Raw genomic sequence first — 18391 nt, 5'->3', positions numbered from 1 at the left:
ACATGCGCGTTGTAGCCATCGGCGTCGGCGGTGCGGGCGGGCGCATCGTCGACGCGCTCCGTCGGGACGACGAGTCCCGGTCGGCGTCGTACCTCGCCGGCGTTCGCGCCCTGGACACCGACCGCGCCGCCCTCTCGGACCTCGAGGCCGTCCCCGAGGAGGCACGACACCTCTTCGGACAGGTCGAGACCGGCGGGAACGGAACTGCGGGGAATCGAGCGCGGGCCGCCGCCGCGGTCGAGGCCGACCTCGTCGAGACGCGCCGCGCGGTCGACCCGGCCGTCTCCTCGGACGCGGCCGCCATCGTGCTCGTGGCCGGACTCGGCGGCGGGACCGGCGGGGTCGCGACGCCCGAACTCGCCGAGTCGCTCCGGGAGGTGTACGACCGGCCGGTGTACGCGGTCTCCGTTCTGCCGGCCGCCCACGAGGAGGTCCCGGCCGAGAACGCGGCCCGGGGCCTCCAGTCGCTCCACGGCGCGGTCGACGCCCAGCTCGTCTTCGACAACGACGCGTGGCTCGGCTCCGACGAGTCCATCGCGGACGCGGCCGCCGAGTTGAACCGGACGCTCGCCGAGCGACTCGGCGCGCTGTTCGGCGCGGGCGAGGCCGCGACCGCGGACTCGGTCGGCCAGCGCGTCGTCGACGCCAGCGAGGTCATCGCGACCCTCGAAGCGGGCGGGCTGGCGACCATCGGTTACGCGCGTCAGGCGGTCGGCGACGAGGGGGCGTCGGACGACGACTCGCTACTCGGCCGCGTCCGCGGGCTGGTCTCCTCGACCGAGGAGTCGGTCGACGAGGTGACGGCCATCAAGGCCGTCGAGACGACGCTTCGCCGGGCCGCGAACGGCCGATTGACGTTCGACTGCCCGCTCGACGCGGCGACCAGCGGCCTGCTGGTGGTCGCCGGGCCGCCCGACTGGCTCAACCAGTCGGCCATCTCGGACGGGCAGAACTGGCTGTCCGAGGAGATGGGGTCGGTCCAGTTGCGCACCGGCGATGACCCCGTTCCGGGCGGGGACGAACTCGCCGTGCTGGTCGTGCTGGCCGGGATTCGGGACGCGCCCCGCATCGACGAGTTGCGGACGACCGACGTCTGAGTGGTTGGGCGTCAACGGTTCGCCGTCGGATCGCGGCGAATCCGTGAGCCGGTCGACTCGCCCGAAAACCGAATTGAGGACCTCGAAGACTACCGAGAGCTGTACGACTCCCTTTGGAACACGCCGACCAAGGCGTTCGATGTATCTCCCCCGCGCGAATCGACCCAGGAGGACCTCGGAACAGATGCCGTCACCAGCACGGCACGGCGCTCGCCTGCGAACCTGACGCCTGTCACGCCGCGCTGGTCCCAACTGGACACCCGCATCTCGGGGAGTCCCGTCGGCGTCGACAAGCTAAACGAGACCATGGACACGACGACGCCGATGTTGAGCGGCGCGGTCGGCGCGATGTTCCCGTTCGTCTCGGGCGCGTTCGCCGAGCCCGCAATCGAGTACGGGACGTACGCGCTCAACGAGAGTCCGCTGATTCTCGATCGGTTCAATCGAGAAACGGGCTACTGCATGATGGTCATCGGAACGCTCGGCGCGGGCAAGTCTTTCTCGACGAAACTCCACCACACGCGGCGGGCGATGTACGACGAGGAATCGATTATCGTGATGCTCGACCCCCTGGCGGGATTCGCCGGCGTGAACGACACGCTCGGAGGCGAGCGCGTGACCGTCGGTGGGACGCGAGGATTCAATCCACTCGAATTGAAAGCAACCCCGGCTTCGGTGCTCGCGGACGTCTCCGACTTGGACCCGTGGGGCGAGCAGATAGGGTGGGTACTCACCTTCTTCGAGATGTTCTTCGCCCACGTCGCTACCAACCCGCTCGGCGAACGGAAACAGACGCTACGCCGAGCGGTTCAGGAGGCCTACGAGTGTCGGGGGATTACTCGGGACCCGTCGACGCATGGCAATACGTCGCCGACGGTCCGGGACGTGATTGCAGTCCTCGAAGACTTACTGGACGACCCCGAATCGTTCGGGTACGCGACTGCCGGCGAACAGGAGAGCGTCCAGAGCGACGCCCAGTCGCTGTTGAAGGATCTCCGCCCGTCGTTTCGCATCGACGGTGATCTCGCCAATCTCGCACGGCAGACCGAGTTCGACCTCGACTCGAAAGTCCTCTATCTGGACCTCCACCAAGAGGAGGGAACGCGGGGGCGAACGGAGACGAGTCTGATGATGCAGGTGCTGTTCAACGCGGTGTACGAGCGAGCGAAACAGATCGACAAGCGCGTCGTGTTCGTCATTGACGAAGCTCACTACCTGATGAACGACGCGACCTCGATGGAGTTCCTGGAGACGGCAGTACGGCACAGTCGCCACTACGACCTCTCGATTCAGTTCATCACCCAGACTGGCGGGGAGTTCTCGCTGACACCCGAGGCGCGAACGATTGCGAACCTGTGTTCCGTGACGTTGATTCATCGCGTGAAAGAAGAGGCCGAGAAGCTCGCCGAGTGGTTCGACCTGAACGACCGCGAGGTGAACTGGGTCCGGACCACGAAGGCGGGCAACGAGGACGACGGGTTTTCGGAGGCGTTGCTCGGCATCGACGAAGAGGGGTGGTTCCCGCTTCGGGTTCGAGCGAGTGATTTCGAGACGAAGGTCATTGATGGAGCTAACTAATAAAAATAATAATATATGATTATTTGAATGGTTAAGACGCGCGGCTTAATCTAGCGATTCGTCTGCATTTTCTGCGTTTTCTAGAGAACACACAAAAATCTGGCCACAGCGGTCCGCGATATATTGATAGATTCGTTCACTGATTCTAGAAACCGGTTTGACACGCATCAGCATGACAATGAGCGCAAAAATTCGAAACTGGCGTAATAATTCCCTGAAAGCCCAATATCCTTCATAGGAGTTCTTTTGCTCATCAAAAGCATACATTGCGCCAGTGAAATCCACCTCACCGTAGTCAGACTCTTCAGCGGCTGTGTTTGGTGTGAATTTAATCGACTGATTTATATCTAAATATTTAAATAGGTACAGCGAGCGGACGCAGAAATAACAGTGGTCGTCATACACGATCTCAAGCTGTCGGTCCAGTACGATTTTCTCGTATACTTTATCATAGCTGAAAAAGAGGAAGAGGAAAAGAGGCAGATCGAGAAAGATTAATCCCAAAGACAGGGCGATACCGGTATGCAGGAGACAGAGCCCTATCACGAGTGGTGTGATGGAGAGCCCTGCAATGATAGCGATGATAAACCCAATCTCACTAACGACCGTGAGCCATGCCAATAGTTCAAGTACGTGATGGTTATCGAGCAGGAGTTCTCCGATAACGAATTCTCGATGTAGATCGGTTTTATACTGTAGCAGATATCTACCTTGATTCGCAGCATCTGTCCAAGTCCAAATAGAACCATTAAGGATTTTCGTCAATCCTGCACCAAAGTAAATAACCCCTATCACGAGCAATCCCCACTTTAAGGGAGTAGCAGAGAAGTCTCGGAGAGTTGGTGTTTGGAGATGCGAATTCAGTTCTTGGAGGGTTTTTTGACGAGTGCCTCGAACACTGTCGACCGACAGATAGTCTTGCTCACTATATAATGCGAAGAATATGAGAAAATAGATGGCTATAAATAGCATTTCTGTTTCGCCAGAAATGTTCCATAGGAACTGGATTCCCCCCAGATATGCGATGAAGATGGAACTTATGAACGCAGTCCCCGGGGTTCGATACCCTACGGTGAATAACGTCGCAGTGATGACAAGCGCGTATTTTGCGAGTGGTGCGAGCTGTATAGGATCAGAAATGAGTAACCAGCGGTATCGTTCGTACCCGAGGATGTAGGGCCACTCGTAGAATGCAGTTGTCTCTATTGAGAGCGCACGCCAGACGATATACATTCCGAGAATAATTCGTGCAACAGCAAGGTTGACTGGTGACCCCCGTGTGTCATCCTGGAAATAATTGATGAATATATCTCTAATCATGGTTTTCGAAGTCAAATTCCAACACTAATTCTGTTTCGTGTGTCCTAATTTCGCTCCCGTCTTCTGTATATACAATGCGTTCATCATATACTCGTAATTTCACGAATTCTCCGTATTCCTCTAACTTACTTTCATTCCATCTGTACGCGAGTGCGTGTTGTGGATACGAAAACCGCTCAAGCCGGATAATCGAATCAGATTTGAACTCGTTTCGATATTCGACTGCTTCTTCGAAGAGATAGGCTGCAGCCTGTTGTCGTTTTGCTTCAGTCATCCCGGCCAGCATCTGGTCTCCGATGACGCTTACATAGTTGTCAGCTAGCGGGGGGACTGCTCGTGCGTCATAGGGGAGTTCGTTCCCTTGAGCGTCTACCAGGCGAATATCAGATGTGGCCCGCTCCTCAGGCGCGGAATTCGGGAATTTGTGCATGGATACCGCTGGAAGTACTGGTATTCCAACGATGTTCACGACGATTAAGCACGTGAAGAAAAAGGCAAAGAATGACGGTTTTACGTATGGTTTCTGCCGAAGCCAAATTGCGATACCAGCGATAATGAAGAATCCGAAGAAAAAGCCAACAACGATGTAATCACCGATTGGTGAGAGGAACCGAATCAGTATTTGTATCATTAAAGGTGTCCCGTGAGATAATAAGGACAGCAGTACCATACTCAGTTTCGTTCTAATCGACTGATTTAATTATTTCGATATGCCGATATCAGTTCGGTTAGCGACACCCTGCTGAACTTGGTTCTGACACGCTAAGTCCTATAACACACAGAGAGAGAAGAATGCTAAATTGGTCAACGCGTCCCCCGTCAGATGTGAAGTTGGCCAGCAAACTACGCGATGTCGCCAACCGTATTGTCTATCGTATTCCTGTCACTAGATTCCTAATCAGCGCATTGACAATTTCCCTAGTGGCACTGCTGTCGAACGGGATTTCCCGTACGCCAGTCCGTATCCACGGAAGCTATTCTCATTAACAGTAACAGTAGTTTCGAATATATTTCGGCCTCCCTTCAGAGATATGGAGGCTCCATTCACGGCAACGGTACTTGACCCGATTGCCACGTCCATGAGGTCCGCCGGGCGTTTAACTTGAGCGTCATGTTCTCGAAATTCGTCTCTGGAAGACTCACAGAGACTGTCGATGACCCACGCAGACAACACCTCGTCTCAATAGTCACGTCGCTCGACGCGCTGAACCTGTTCGGTAATTGGATGAGGTCGCCATCCGTAATCTCGCCAAGGACGTTCTGTAGCCCTACCTCAGAACTGACGAGGAATAGCCGTCTCCGAGTTCCAGCCAGCCGTCGGTATTTGTATCCTCTATACATGTCAGTTCAATATCCTGGGTTATAGGTTTGACTTTGAATTGTCTACGGTTGTCGTAGCGTTTAAGCACCCGTCACGAGATTCGACCACCATGACCGACGTGCGCGAGGCGACCGACGACCTCCTCGCGGAGAAACCCCATCTGGAATCGGAGCTCCGCGAGGTCCTCGCGGTCGACGCCGACGCCGAGGGCTGGACCTTCGACGAGGTCCCCGTCGACTCGGGGACCTTCGGCGAACTCGTCTCCCGAGGCGTGGTCGTCGACGACGGCGACGAGTACGAGGTCGCCGACCCTCGCGCTGTCCAAGCGAGTCTCGACGGCGAGACCGACGACGAGGCCGGAGCCGTCCCCGACGACGGACTGCCGTCGCCGTCTCTCTCTGGGGTCTCCGCGTGGCTGCCGTCGGTCTCGCGCGTCGAGGCTGGCGCGCTCGCCGGCGCGCTGGCGTTCGTCGCTCTGATGCGGACGTACATCTTCCCGAGCGTGTTCCGGGGCGAGTACGTCGTCCTCCCGTCGAACGACCCCTACTACTACCGCTATTGGGTCGAACAGCTCGCGTCGGAGGCGACAGGCGTCTTCGACTTTAGTGTCCTCTCCGGACTTCCAAATGCCGTCGCGCAGGGCGAACCCCTGATGGTCGGTACGCTGTGGTGGGTGACGAATCTGCTCGGCGGGGCCGACGTGGCTGGCGCAGTGCTGGCGTGGTATCCCGCCGTCGCGGCCGTCGTCACCGCCGCGCTCGTGTACGTACTCGCGGTCCGCGTCACGGGCGACCCTCGCGTCGGAGTCGCGTCCGTCCTCCTGCTCGCGGTCGTCCCGTCGTTCGCATACCGGACCGGTTTGGGGTTCGCCGACCACCACGCGTTCGACTACCCGTGGCTCGTGCTGACCGCCGTCGCGCTCGCCGGACTGGCGCGCGTGGACCGCGACGACCTCTCGACGCTCGGGCCGTGGCTCGCTGCGGGCGTTCTCGGGTTTGCGGTCACGGGACAGGTGCTAGCGTGGGAGGCAGGTCCGCTCCTCGTCGGCGCAATCGGTGTATACGTCGCAGTTCGGGCCGTAGCCGACGTTCGGGCCGACCGCTCGCCGCTGACGGCGGCCGCTCCGATACTCGCCGGACTGGCGCTCGCGGCGGTCTTCACGCATCTCGCTCACGTCCGATTCGGATGGCATGCCGACGTCGTCGCGTACGCGCCGGTCCTCCTGCTGGTCGGCGTCGCGGGTGTCGCGTTGCTCGGCGAACTCGTTCGCCGTGCCAGGATGCCCGCATTCGTTCTCGGAGCGGCCGAAGTCGCGGGCGGGTTGGGTGGTCTCGCGCTGATATTCACCTTCTTGCCGTCGTACGCGTCGGTGCTGAACGACCGTCTGGATTTCCTCCTGTTCCGGGGTGGCATCGCGGAGAACCAGTCTATCTTCGCGGGCGGCCCGCAGGGGTTCTTCCTCGGGCCGATTCTCGAACTCGGGTTGGTGTGGTTTCTCGGGCTTCCAGTGCTGGCGTTTGCGACGTTGCGGGTCTACCGCCGCGACCACCCGACGTGGCTGGTGTTGGTGACTTACGGCTGGTACTTCCTGCTGCTGGCGTCCCTCCAGCGGCGATTCGTCGGCGAGTTCTCGGCTTTCGTCGCCGTGGCTGCCGGATGGGGGTTCGTCGCGCTCGCGGCCAAACTCGACGTGGCCAGACCCCTCCCGTTCGGCCAAACCGGCGAGGGGCGAGCGCCGGGCGGGCGACCGAGGACGGATGGACGCCCGACGGCCGACGGCGGTCCGGGGCAGGACGGTGGGTCGGCGACGGGAACGGACCGCTCACTCCGGTTGCCGAGCCGAAGCACCGCCAGCGCGCTGGCCGTCATGTTCCTGCTGGTCGCCAGCGTGGGCGGCGTCCAGACGGCGGTCCGCAACGAGCAGGTGAAGATAGACGACGAGCGTTTCCAGGCGGCGACGTGGATGGACGGCGACGCCGACGACCGCGCGCTGGAGTATCCCGACGACTACGTGTTCAGCCAGTGGGGCCGCAACCGGATGTACAACTACTTCGTGAACGGCGAGTCGCGAACGTACGGGTTTGCAGAGGCGAACTACGAGGCGTTCCTAAGCGATACGGACACAGAGACGTGGTACGAGCGACTCCGCGACCGACCGACCGGGTTCGTCGTCACGAAGAACGTCGAAACCGAGGGCGAGGTGTCGCCGGTGACCAACTACGCCACGCTCCACCAGCGCTACGGGAGTAGCGGGCCGAACGACGCCGACGGCGCGGCCCACTTCCGAGCGGTGTACGCCAGCGACGACGAGTCGGTGAAGGCGTTCACCCCCGTTCCGGGTGCGACCATCACCGGGAAAGCCCAACCGAATACGAATCTGACGACGAGTACCGAAGTCGACATCGAGGGCGGGTCGTTCACCTACGAGCGCGCGGTGTCGACGAACGAGTTCGGCATCTACGAGTTCACAGTCCCCTATTCGGGTAGCTACGATATCGGTGACAGAACGGTCGAAGTGTCCGAGGACGACGTTTCGTCGGGCGAGCAAGTGAACTTCCTCGGCGACTCGGGCGCGTACTGGCCCTTCGAGAGTTCTGATGACGACACGGCCTACGACATCTGGTCCGGGAACCACATGAACGTTGGCAGTGGCGAGTGGGTCGAGGGCCACAACCGGAGTGCGATTGCACTGAATCAGAGTGACAGCCTTCGTGCGGACGCCTCGCCGAGTATCGACGGCAACGAGAGCGCAACGCTGTCCACATGGTTCCGGGCCGAGGAGGGCGTCGACTACGAGAACGACGTGAAGTATCCGCGCATCGCGCTCAAGGGTGAACCGACGGCGTTCGAGAACACGACGGGCTACCAGATCTCCATGTCACGCGGCACGTTATTGGGTGGGCTCGGTGACGGTCCCGGCGCAGCGATAGTTCGCGGACCCCGAGTCGACGACGGGGAGTGGCACCACGCGGTGCTGACGTGGAACGGGTCGACGGTGACGCTGTATCTAGACGGTACAGTCGTGGGTCGAGCCCAGTGGAGCGGCGATGTGGGTAACGACGATCCGTTTTCGGTCGGTCAGAGCTTCCCCGGGGCGATAGACGACTTGCGGATCTACGAGCGGCCGCTCTCGACGGACGAGGTTACTGATCTCTACTCCAATAATGGGAACGTAACCAAGACGGATCAGTAGTAGCCAATCGACGATCTAGCTGTCGACTATCCAGACCGAATAGCTGGCCGCCTACGCAAACGTTGCCGCCTGAATAGTTGTCCACAGCTTTTAAGAAAACCCCCTGCGGCGAATAGCGTGATGGTCTCCGGATACCGGTACCGGGTGGCGAGCGTCGTCGGTACCGTCCTCGCGTCGGTCATCGCCGTCGTCGTCGCGAACCTTCCCACAGTCCAATCGGCGGTGTCTACTATGATTCCAGTAGTGCGACGTCTCCCGACGTCTGTCATCAGCGGTAACGCGCTCGTCCTCGGAGTGGTGACGACCGTCGTCGTCGTCCTCGGTTGTCTCCTCCCGTTATTCAAGCCGCGTCCTCGCGCCGCGTTCGACACGGTCCTTCTCACTCAGAAGCGCGTGGTCGTCGCTGGCTTCGCGATGGCGACTGCCGGGTACTTCGACTACACCTACCCGCTTCCCCGGCTGACGCTAGCCCTGACCGTGACGATCCTACTCGTGGTGCTTCCGGCGTGGTTCGTCGCCATCCGACGCCAACCTACCGGTCGTGAGCGGGTGATAGTCGTCGGCGACGATCCCGGCGAGATCCACGACGTGCTCGAAGCGACCGACCTTCCAGTCGTGGGCTACGTCGCACCGCCGAGCCCGTACTATCTCGACGATGAGTCCGAAGACGCTCGAACGATCGTCGCCGACGGAAGTGGAGAGTCGCGGTTGAACGACCTCGAGTACCTCGGTGGTCTCTCGCGCCTCGACGAGGTGCTCGTCGAGTACGACGTCGACACGGCGGTCCTGGCGTTCAAGCAGGCCGACCGGGCGGAGTTCTTCGGCGCACTTCACGCCTGCCACGAGTTCGGGATTCAGGCGCTCGCGCCCCGAAAGCACTCCGAAACCCTATTGACGTCTCTCGACACGGATGACAGTATCGTCGAGATCGATCTCGACCCGTGGGACTGGCAAGACCGACTGTTCAAGCGACTGTTCGACGTGGCGTTCGCCGGAGCGGCGCTGCTCGCCGTCTCCCCGCTCGTCCTCCTGATCGCGTTGGCGATCAAGATCGAGGGACACGGCCCTGTATTCTTCACGCAGGAACGCACCTACCGGTTCGGAGATACGTTCCGTATCTACAAGTTCCGGACATTGAAGCCTGAACCGGATGGTGACGTCGACCTCGACATCGAAACCGACCGGAAGACGCCGCTCGGGGAGTTCCTTCGGAAGACGCACTTCGACGAAATCCCGCAGCTCTGGTCAATTCTCATCGGCGACATGAGCGTCGTCGGTCCCCGTCCGGCGATCACCGAACTCGAGCCGGACTACCTCTCGGAGGTGAACGTCTGGAAGCAACGGTGGTTCGTGAAGCCGGGCCTGACGGGGCTAGCACAGATCAACGACGCGACCGGAAAGGAGCCCGCTCGGAAGATTGAGTACGACCTCGAGTACATCCGCCAGCAGTCGTTCTGGTTCGACGTGACGATCATCGCCCGCCAGTTCTGGCAGGTGTTCCGCGACATCGCTCGCGTCGGACGAAACAATTGAGCGGGCGGCGCGTCGATACGCCAGCAAGCGAAAAGACGAGAGACGAACGCTGCGGATTCTCCCTATTCCCTATCGATTGGGCTTCGAATCGATCTCCTGTTCACGAGCCGCGTCCTCGAATCGGTCGGCCCCTCTGGCTTCGTCGCCGAGGGTGACGACCTCCGCGTCGCCGTCGGTTGGAACCGCGTCGCGCGCGTCGAAGACGAGCGACGCCTGAGACGTGACTTCGTCGAAATCGAAGACGTCGTGATCGACGAGCAGCGCGACAACGTCGGCGTCTTCGAGCGGCACTTCCGAAATCGAGTTGGCGATCACGACGTCGCCCTCATCCGGATGGACGTGCGGGTCGACTGCGACAACCCCCGCGTCCTCGTTCAGTCGCTCCGAGATTTCGAGCGCGGGCGACCGCCGAGTGTCGCCCACGTCCGGCTTGTACGCCACGCCGAGCGTCACGATGGACGCCTCGGCCGGTTCGACGCCCCGTTCGGCGAGCAGTTGCTCGATGCGGTCGACCACGACCGAGGGCATCCACTCGTTGATTCGCTGGGCGTTCTCCACTAACGAGAGTTCGGTCTCGAGTTCCGAGGCCCGCCACGTCAGGAACTGCGGGTCGATAGGGATGCAGTGGCCGCCCACGCCCGGGCCGGGGTAGAACGCCTGGAAGCCGAACGGCTTGGTCGAGGCGGCCTCGATGGCGTCCCACACGTCGGCGTCGAACCGCTCGGCGAACGCGGTGAGTTCGTTGACGAGCGCGATGTTCACCATCCGGTAGGTGTTCTCCAGCGTCTTGGTCAGCTCCGCTGTGGTCGTGGAGTCGACCGGATGGGTGTCGGTCACGAACGACTCGAACAACGTGCGGGCGGCACAGCGTGCGATCTCGTCGTTCGCACCGACGACGAGCGGGATGTCCTCGACTGCGTGGTCAGTACCCGGGTTGAGTCGCTCGGGGACCATCGCGACGTAGGTCTTATCGGGGTCGCGATACTCGCTCAGCAGCGGTGTGACGACCTCGTCGGTCGCACCGGGATAGACGGTGCTGCTGACGACGACGAGCGTGTCCCGGTCGTCCGACTGCTCGCCGACGGTTTCGGTCGCCGCGCGGACCGCACCCATGTCCGGCTCGCCGGCGGAGACGCCGGTGGGGACGGCGACAACGTAGGCGTCACAGTCCGCGACGACTGCGGGGTCGTCGTCGGGCGTGAATCCCGCGTCGAGAGCGCTCGCGAGTTCGGAGTCGCTCACGTCGTCGACGTAGCTCAGGCCGTCCTGCAGGTCCGCGACGCGGTCGGCATCGATGTCGAAGCCCGCGACGGTGTAGCCCGCACGCGTGAGTTCGAGGCTCAGCGGGAGCCCGACGTAACCGAGTCCGATGACGCCGACTTTGGCGGCTCTGTCTTCGAGTCGTGATTGGAGGTTCGTCATTCGGACACGACCGCCTCGTTCGTCCGTTCGTCGATGATGTCGTGCAGGATTCGGTCGAGATTCGATTCCGGAACCCTGCCGAGCGTTTTGCGGAGTTTACTCACGTCGGCCCTGCGGTGATCAGGCTCCTCGAAGTCCTTGCCGTACACTTCCTCGAAGGGAACGTGAGTAATCTCCGAATCGGTGCCCGTGACCTCAATCACTCGCTCGGCGAGGTCGTTTATCGAGGTCGGCTCGGTCGAGCCCACGTTGAACACCTCGCCGTGTGCTACCTCCGCGTCCAGTAGTTCGTGCGTGATTTCGACCGCGTCGGAGACGTGCGTGAAACATCGGGTCTGGGTTCCGTCGCCGTAGACCGTGAGGTCCTCGCCCGCCAGCGCTTGCTCGACGAACGTCGGAACGACCATCCCGTACTGTCCGGTCTGGCGCGGGCCGACGACGTTGAAGAACCGAGCGACCGCGACCGGCAGATCCCGTTCGTCGTGGTAGGCGAGCGCGAGGAACTCGTCGGTCGCCTTTGCGGCCGCGTAGCTCCAGCGCGGGGTCGACGTAGGACCCAACACTCGGTCGTCGTCCTCGCTGAAGGGGAAATCCTCGGACTTGCCGTACACTTCCGACGAGGAGGCGAGGAACACGGGCGTTCGGTCTTCGGCCGCGGCTTCGAGGACGTTCTCGGTACCCTGAAGATTTGTTTGTAAAGACGTCAGGGGCTTCTCGACGATGTTCTTCACGCCGACCGCGGCCGCGAGATGGTAAATAGCGTCCGCGTCGGCGACCGCATCGACGACGGCATCTGCGTCTCGTACGTCGCCATCGCGGATATCGACGCGGTCGGTGTCGAGATGTGCGAGGTTGTCGGCAGTCCCGGTCGAGAGGTCGTCGAAGACGACAACGTCGTCGTTGGTCTCGGAGAGCAGGTGGTCGACGAGGTGCGAGCCGATGAAGCCGCTGCCGCCCGTCACGAGGATAGTCATCTAGGTCCCTCCATCTGTCGTGACTGTGGCGCACTTCGGACAGAAAGCAGTTCCGGAAGTGTGTTGGTACTCCGGTCGCAGATGGGCAGCGAGCGATTTCTTCGAAAGTCACGGAGCGAGATTTCTCGGTGAGTCATTCGCTCCGTAGTTCAGACGTGCGGTTGTACTTGAGCAACTATCGATTTTCCCGAAGTCAATGCTCCATTTCCATCACGAAATAGCGTAGCCAAAATCGGCGGGGAAGTTTGACGAGTAGCACGTTATAATCCTATCATTACTAGAAAATCGCCGTGAATATATTCTAATGGTTTATCTTCTCAAAGATGACGAACCTTGACGAGGAACGTCCGAGAGGAATCAAAAGGCAATTAGTGCTTTTCGGGAACTACCTTCTATGGACGAGTCGAATGAGCCATTCTCGATACTGTTTCTCTCGCAGTACTTCCCGCCCGAAACAGGTGCGCCGCCAACTCGGGTAGACGCCCTGACGAAACGCTGGGCGGACGCTGGCCACGACGTCACGGTCCTGACGTCGGCACCGGACTATCCGGAGGGCGAGATATACGACGGTTACGAGAACGCGTGGCTCCAGCGCGAGGAGCGCGACGGCGTAACCGTCTACATGACGAAGACGCTTCCCGCCTCAACGGAGGGATTCGTTCGGCGCGCTATGAAGTTCCTCTGGTTTATGATTGTTAGCGTAGTGGTCGGGTTGCGAGTTTCCAAACCGGATGTGGTAATTGCTACGTCCCCACAACCATTTACGGGTATTTCAGGATGGCTGATTGCCCGCATACGCCGTGCTAAATTTGTATTTGAAATCCGTGACTTATGGCCCGAATCTATCGAGGAACTGAGTAGTTTAGACGATCCTGTTCTACTCAGTAGCCTTAATATAATTGTCAAATTTATTTATAGCCAAGCGGATAAAATTGCCGCTGTCTCGAGAGGATTCGAATCAGCGTTAACAGCGAAGGGTGTTGAATATAAAGACATTTGGTTTCATCCGAATGGAGTAGAACCCACTTTCTTTGAACACGGGGGCGATCAGTGGAAAATTGATAGGGAGCTCCGTCAGACTCTCGAAAACCACTTCGTCATTTCCCACGTCGGTACGATTGGGAGATCACATGGTTTAGAGGTCGTTATAGATGCTGCAGAGAGACTCCAAAATAAATCGGGATACGATGACGTACTGTTCGTTCTCGTTGGCTACGGTGCAAAGAAAGAGAAGTTAGAGCGATTGGTTGAAACACGGGGAATAAACAACGTGTTATTTGTTGATCGCCGTCCGATGTCAGAGGTTCCGGATTTCCTCGAGCTAACGGACGTATCCCTGGTTCACGTCAAAGACAAGGGGTTAACGAGAGCATCAATGCCTTTCAAAATGTTCGAAGCGATGGCGAGTGGAAATCCGATTGCTCTTGGGGTGTACGGTGAATCAGAACGAATCATCGAAGAAGCAACGGCCGGAATCGTCTTCGAACCTGAGAACGCCGTTCAGTTCGTAGAGAGTATTCAACAACTCTACGATGAACCCGACCGACGCGAACGACTCGGTGAGAACGGAGCGACATACGTCAGAGAACACTTCTCGTGGGACAGCATCGCGGACGACTATCGCCGGAATCTCGAATCGCTCGCCAGGGAGTGACCGACCGCTCGGCGAATCAATGGCTTTAAGCTACCGTCATGGCACCAATGACGTATGCCTTCAGTGGCACTTTTTGGAAGTCGCCCACTCAGTCGGGCCTGCCTCGAACTCCTCCACGACCATCCCGAGATAACCGTCGAAGCGGTCGTGACGTATCCCGAGGACCACGAAGGTTGGTGGGACGGGTCACTTCGAACCGCAGCTGAGGAGAAAGGATATCCAGTCGTCGAGGAAGCAGACGTGTTCGAGTACGACATCGACTACATCATCAGCGTTCTCTACTTCGACATCCTCGGCGAGGACCTGCTCCAGCACCCGACGTACGGCGGCCTCAACCTCCATCAGGCCGAACTCCCGCGGTATCGTGGTAGTAACACCTTCAGCCACGCGATCATGAACGCCCGCGACGACGACTACTGGAAGTACGGCACCACGCTCCACTTCATGTCCGAGGAAGTCGACGAGGGGGACATCGTCGCACGCAAGTTCGTGGACATCACGGAGGACGACACCTCGAAGTCCCTCTACAAGAAGACCGAACGGGCCTCTACCGAGCTGTTCGAGGAACAGCTACCCAACATCGTCTCCGGGAAGGTACGGGCCATGCGGACGCCACAGTCGGAGTTCGACGGGAAGACGTACTTCTACAACAAGACCAGTCTCGACGGCGAGAAGGAGATTCCCCTCGAACGGCTAACCGGCGACGAGTCGCTGGCGGTGTACGACAAGATTCGGGCGCTCGACTTTCCGCCCTTCGAGCCCGCATATACGAGAATCGGCAACCGGAAGGTGTACCTCACCAGGACCTCCTACGAGAACCTTCCGGTGACCGCCCCGGAGCAGACGGACGACGAACACCCGGTCTCCGTAGAACAATGATTTCGATAGCCGCTCCCGAGATGGACCACGAAGAGAAGCAGCGAGTCCAGGAGGTTCTCGATTCGGGGATGCTGGCGGACGGCCCCGAAGTCCGCGAGTTCGAGCGGGAGTTCGCCGACTTCTGTGACACCGACCACGGCGTCGCTACCTCGAACGGGACGACCGCGCTCCACACCGCGCTCGAAGCGCTCGACATCGGTGACGGCGACAAAGTGGTAACGTCGCCGTTCTCGTTCGTCGCGAGCGCGAACGCGATTCGACTCGCGGGCGCGGAACCAATCTTCGCCGACATCGAGCCTGAGACGTTCAACCTCGACCCGAATGCGGTCGAGGAGATCGTCCGCGAGCGGGACGTGGACGCCATCCTCGCGGTCCACCTCTACGGCCTCCCGGCGGACCTGAGCGCACTCCAAGATATTGCGAACGACTACGACCTCGCGTTCGTTGAGGACGCTGCGCAGGCCCACGGCGCGGAGTACGACGGACAGACGGTCGGCTCGTTCGGCGACGTGGGATGTTTCTCCTTTTACCCGACGAAGAACATGACCACGGGCGAGGGCGGGATGATTACCACCGACCGCGAAGACGTCGCCGAGAAAGCTGCGAGCTTCGCCAACCACGGCCGGTCGGCAGACGGCGGGTACGAACACATTCGACTCGGTCACAACTACCGACTCACGAGCGTCGCCGCCGCCATCGGCCGCGCGCAACTGGAGAAACTTCCCGAGTACGTCGAGGCGCGGCGGGCGAACGCCTCGCTCCTCGACCGAGCGCTCGCGAACGTGAACGTCACCACGCCGACTGAACCCGACGACCGAACGCACGCATACCACCAGTACACGATTCGAGCGGACGACCGCGACGGCCTCGCGGAGTTCCTGGAGGACGCCGGTGTCGGTACTGGAATCTACTACCCGACGCCCATCCACGAGCAGCCGGCGTACAGTCACGTCGAGTGCGGCGCGCCGGTCGCGGAACGACTCGCCGACGAAGTGCTGTCGCTCCCCGTCCATCCCGGACTCTCGACGGCCGACGTCGAAACGATAACACAAGCGATGCTCGACTACGAGGCACACCGATGACGGACGAATCCAACGAGACGGACGCTGGCGTGATCGGCGTCGGCAGCATGGGCCAACACCACGCTCGCGTCTACAACGAACTCCCCGAGGCGAACCTCGTGGGCGTGTACGACGTCGACGACGAACAGGCCCGGAAGGTCGCCGAGAAGAACGGGACGAAAGCCCGCGAACTCGACGAACTGCTCGACCGCGCCGACGTGGTCTCCATCGCGGTTCCGACCGCGTACCACTACGAGATGGCCGAGCAAGCCATCGGGCAGGGCGTCGACGTCCTCGTCGAGAAGCCGTTCGTGGACGACCGCGACAAGGGCGAAGAGTTGCTCGCGATGGCCGACCGGAACGACGTCATCGTTCAGGTCGGTCACATAGAGCGGTTCAACCCTGCGGTCATGGCACTTCGAGACATCGTGCCCGACCTCGACATCATCAGCGTCGACGCGAGACGCCTCGGTCCGCCCATCGAACGCCATCTCGGCGATACCGTGGTGCGGGACCTGATGATCCACGATATCGACATCCTGCTCTGGCTCATCGACGGGCGGGTGTCCTCGGTCGCGGCATTCGACACCGACGAGGCGTACACTACCGCCAACTTCGAGTTCGCGGACGGTACTGTCGGGAGTCTGACCGCGAGTCGAGTCACTCAGCGGAAGGTCCGCGAGCTGACAATCACGGCTCACTCCTGCCAGATCGCGGTGGACTACATCGACCAGACGGTCGAGATCTATCGGCACTCGCTGCCCGAGTACATCGAAGAGAACGGCGACATCCGCTACCGCCACGAGAGCATCGTCGAGCGCCCGATGGTCGAGAACGCCGAACCGCTGAAGAGCGAACTTCTGGCGTTCGTCGAAGCGGCTCGCACCGGAAGTACGCCAGTCGTATCTGGCGAGGACGGGCTTCGGGCGGTCGAGTACGTCGACGAAATCGAGCAACTGGCCGGTGAAAGGTCCGGTCGATAGAAAGACCGATGAACGAAACAGAGACGCTACAGTCGATCTATAGCGTAGACGCCACCGAGGAGCAGCGACGCGACGCCCTCACGTCGGGACGGATACCGGTCGCGGTGTACGGTCTCGGCAAGATGGGCCTGCCACTCGCGGCGGTGTACGGCGACGTGACCGGAAACGTCGTCGGTGCAGACATCGATTCGGAGGTCGTCGCTTCTATCGAGCGCGGAGAGAGTCACGTCGACGGAGAGCCGGGACTAGACGACCTCGTCGCGGGTCTCGTAGAGGACGACGCACTTCGAGTAGTCGAAGCCCCCCAGGACGCGGCGTCGGACGCCTCGATACACGTCGTCATCGTCCCGACGCTCATCGACGAGGACAACAGGCCGGACCTCTCGGTCGTTCGCGCAGTAAGCGAGGACATCGGTTCGGGGCTGGACGAGGGTGATCTCGTCATCGTGGAATCGACTGTTCCGCCCCAGACGTGCCGGAACGTCGTCCTCCCGATACTCGAGGAGGAGAGCGGTATGTCGCTCGGCGAGTTCGGGCTGGCGTTCTGTCCTGAGCGAACGGCAAGCGGCCGCGCCCTGAAGGACATCCGGGGCGCGTACCCCAAGGTCGTCGGTGGAGCCGACGAGGAGAGTACGTCCGCGGCGAAAGCCATCTACGAGGAGATAAACAGCGCGGGTGTAATCCCGACCTCGGACGTCACGGTCGCGGAGGCGGTGAAGCTGTTCGAGGGTCTGTACCGCGACGTGAACATCGCACTCGCGAACGAGCTGGCGCGATTCACCGACGAACTCGGCATCGACGTGAACGAAGCCCTCGAAACGGCGAACACCGCACCCTACGTCGACCTACACACGCCTGGCCCGGGCGTGGGCGGCCACTGCATCCCGTACTACCCGTACTTCCTCATCCACCCGTTCGAGACCGACGCTCCCATGTTGCGGACCGCTCGCGAGATCAACGACGGAATGCCCGAGTTCACCGTGGGGAAACTCCGAGAGGAGTTCGCGGCGGAGGGCCGAGATATCGACGGAGCGACGGTACTGGTGCTGGGGCTCACGTATCGGCCCGGCGTGAAGGAGATCCGGGCGACGCCCGCGCTTCCCATCGCGGAGCAACTGGCGGATCTCGGCGCGGACGTACGAATCGTGGATCCGATTCTGGACGACTTTGACGCGTTCGCCGGGACGCCGACCGCACTGGAGGATGTCTACGATTGCGACCCTGACGCCGCGGTGATGGTCACGCCACAGGACGAGTTTGAGGCCATCGAGTGGGAGCGGTTCGACCCGATGGTGGTCGTCGACGGTCGGCAGTCGCTGGACCTCGCCGACACGGACCATCGCGTGTACACCATCGGGAGCGGACTGCAGTAGAAC

At 60.7% G+C, this 18391-nt stretch carries 13 protein-coding genes; 9 read left to right on the top strand and 4 right to left on the bottom strand.

The window, feature by feature from the left end; all coding sequences use genetic code 11:
* The first annotated feature begins 2 nt into the window (after nucleotides 1-2).
* Nucleotides 3-1097, top strand: a complete 1095-nt coding sequence (locus tag EPL03_RS12595; RefSeq protein ID WP_135829692.1) for a tubulin/FtsZ family protein — start codon at nucleotides 3-5, stop codon at nucleotides 1095-1097.
* Nucleotides 1098-2675: a VirB4 family type IV secretion system protein gene (locus EPL03_RS12590; RefSeq protein WP_368277076.1), complete on the top strand. Its 1578-nt coding sequence runs from the start codon at nucleotides 1098-1100 to the stop codon at nucleotides 2673-2675.
* 45 nt (nucleotides 2676-2720) lie between these two features.
* On the opposite strand, the gene EPL03_RS12585 is transcribed toward EPL03_RS12590, so the two are convergent.
* Nucleotides 2721-3995: a DCC1-like thiol-disulfide oxidoreductase family protein gene (locus tag EPL03_RS12585; protein WP_135829691.1), complete on the bottom strand. Its 1275-nt coding sequence runs from the start codon at nucleotides 3993-3995 to the stop codon at nucleotides 2721-2723.
* Nucleotides 3988-4665, bottom strand: coding sequence for a hypothetical protein (locus EPL03_RS12580; protein ID WP_135829690.1), 678 nt, complete (start codon nucleotides 4663-4665; stop codon nucleotides 3988-3990). The genes EPL03_RS12585 and EPL03_RS12580 overlap by 8 nt, the downstream gene beginning before the upstream one ends.
* A 760-nt stretch (nucleotides 4666-5425) precedes the next feature.
* Here EPL03_RS12580 and EPL03_RS12575 point away from each other — a divergent pair.
* On the top strand, nucleotides 5426-8509 hold the full coding sequence (locus EPL03_RS12575; protein WP_135829689.1) for a LamG-like jellyroll fold domain-containing protein: 3084 nt from the start codon (nucleotides 5426-5428) through the stop codon (nucleotides 8507-8509).
* 120 nt (nucleotides 8510-8629) lie between these two features.
* Nucleotides 8630-10042, top strand: coding sequence for a sugar transferase (locus EPL03_RS12570; protein WP_135830004.1), 1413 nt, complete (start codon nucleotides 8630-8632; stop codon nucleotides 10040-10042).
* A 69-nt stretch (nucleotides 10043-10111) separates the two neighbouring features.
* Here the strand turns inward: EPL03_RS12570 and EPL03_RS12565 are convergent, their stop codons facing one another.
* Together EPL03_RS12565 and EPL03_RS12560 are read right to left on the bottom strand one after the other, a co-directional pair.
* Entirely contained in the window at nucleotides 10112-11464 is a 1353-nt protein-coding gene (locus EPL03_RS12565; RefSeq protein WP_135829688.1) for a nucleotide sugar dehydrogenase, read from the bottom strand.
* Nucleotides 11461-12438, bottom strand: a complete 978-nt coding sequence (locus EPL03_RS12560) for a GDP-mannose 4,6-dehydratase (RefSeq protein ID WP_135829687.1) — start codon at nucleotides 12436-12438, stop codon at nucleotides 11461-11463. The genes EPL03_RS12565 and EPL03_RS12560 overlap by 4 nt, the downstream gene beginning before the upstream one ends.
* Nucleotides 12439-12832: 394 nt before the next feature.
* Here EPL03_RS12560 and EPL03_RS12555 point away from each other — a divergent pair, with 394 nt between their 5' ends.
* Genes EPL03_RS12555 through EPL03_RS12535 form a run of 5 tightly spaced genes read left to right on the top strand, consistent with a single transcriptional unit; the run spans nucleotide 12833 to nucleotide 18388 of the window.
* Entirely contained in the window at nucleotides 12833-14092 is a 1260-nt protein-coding gene (locus EPL03_RS12555) for a glycosyltransferase family 4 protein (protein WP_135829686.1), read from the top strand.
* A gap of 54 nt (nucleotides 14093-14146) precedes the next feature.
* Nucleotides 14147-14971, top strand: a complete 825-nt coding sequence (locus EPL03_RS12550) for a methionyl-tRNA formyltransferase (RefSeq protein ID WP_135829685.1) — start codon at nucleotides 14147-14149, stop codon at nucleotides 14969-14971.
* On the top strand, nucleotides 14968-16053 hold the full coding sequence (locus EPL03_RS12545; RefSeq protein WP_135829684.1) for a DegT/DnrJ/EryC1/StrS family aminotransferase: 1086 nt from the start codon (nucleotides 14968-14970) through the stop codon (nucleotides 16051-16053). Before EPL03_RS12550 ends, EPL03_RS12545 begins: the two co-directional genes overlap by 4 nt.
* Nucleotides 16050-17015: a Gfo/Idh/MocA family protein gene (locus tag EPL03_RS12540; protein ID WP_135829683.1), complete on the top strand. Its 966-nt coding sequence runs from the start codon at nucleotides 16050-16052 to the stop codon at nucleotides 17013-17015. The genes EPL03_RS12545 and EPL03_RS12540 overlap by 4 nt, the downstream gene beginning before the upstream one ends.
* Nucleotides 17016-17023: 8 nt before the next feature.
* Entirely contained in the window at nucleotides 17024-18388 is a 1365-nt protein-coding gene (locus EPL03_RS12535) for a nucleotide sugar dehydrogenase (protein WP_135829682.1), read from the top strand.
* Nucleotides 18389-18391: the final 3 nt, after the last annotated feature.

Source organism: Halorussus halobius (assembly GCF_004765805.1).
Classification (GTDB): Archaea; Halobacteriota; Halobacteria; order Halobacteriales; family Haladaptataceae; genus Halorussus; species Halorussus halobius.
This window is presented reverse-complemented; position numbering and strand designations above follow the sequence as displayed.

Excerpts from the sequence above, each read along its gene's own strand:
- EPL03_RS12550 (WP_135829685.1), top strand. The coding sequence starts at position 14,147 with ATGCCTTCAGTGGCACTTTTTGGAAGTCGCCCACTCAGTCGGGCCTGC.
- EPL03_RS12570 (WP_135830004.1), top strand. The coding sequence starts at position 8,630 with ATGGTCTCCGGATACCGGTACCGGGTGGCGAGCGTCGTCGGTACCGTC.
- EPL03_RS12535 (WP_135829682.1), top strand. The coding sequence starts at position 17,024 with ATGAACGAAACAGAGACGCTACAGTCGATCTATAGCGTAGACGCCACC.
- EPL03_RS12540 (WP_135829683.1), top strand. The coding sequence starts at position 16,050 with ATGACGGACGAATCCAACGAGACGGACGCTGGCGTGATCGGCGTCGGC.
- EPL03_RS12560 (WP_135829687.1), bottom strand. The coding sequence starts at position 12,438 with ATGACTATCCTCGTGACGGGCGGCAGCGGCTTCATCGGCTCGCACCTC.
- EPL03_RS12580 (WP_135829690.1), bottom strand. The coding sequence starts at position 4,665 with ATGGTACTGCTGTCCTTATTATCTCACGGGACACCTTTAATGATACAA.
- EPL03_RS12575 (WP_135829689.1), top strand. The coding sequence starts at position 5,426 with ATGACCGACGTGCGCGAGGCGACCGACGACCTCCTCGCGGAGAAACCC.
- EPL03_RS12565 (WP_135829688.1), bottom strand. The coding sequence starts at position 11,464 with ATGACGAACCTCCAATCACGACTCGAAGACAGAGCCGCCAAAGTCGGC.
- EPL03_RS12555 (WP_135829686.1), top strand. The coding sequence starts at position 12,833 with ATGGACGAGTCGAATGAGCCATTCTCGATACTGTTTCTCTCGCAGTAC.
- EPL03_RS12545 (WP_135829684.1), top strand. The coding sequence starts at position 14,968 with ATGATTTCGATAGCCGCTCCCGAGATGGACCACGAAGAGAAGCAGCGA.
- EPL03_RS12595 (WP_135829692.1), top strand. The coding sequence starts at position 3 with ATGCGCGTTGTAGCCATCGGCGTCGGCGGTGCGGGCGGGCGCATCGTC.
- EPL03_RS12585 (WP_135829691.1), bottom strand. The coding sequence starts at position 3,995 with ATGATTAGAGATATATTCATCAATTATTTCCAGGATGACACACGGGGG.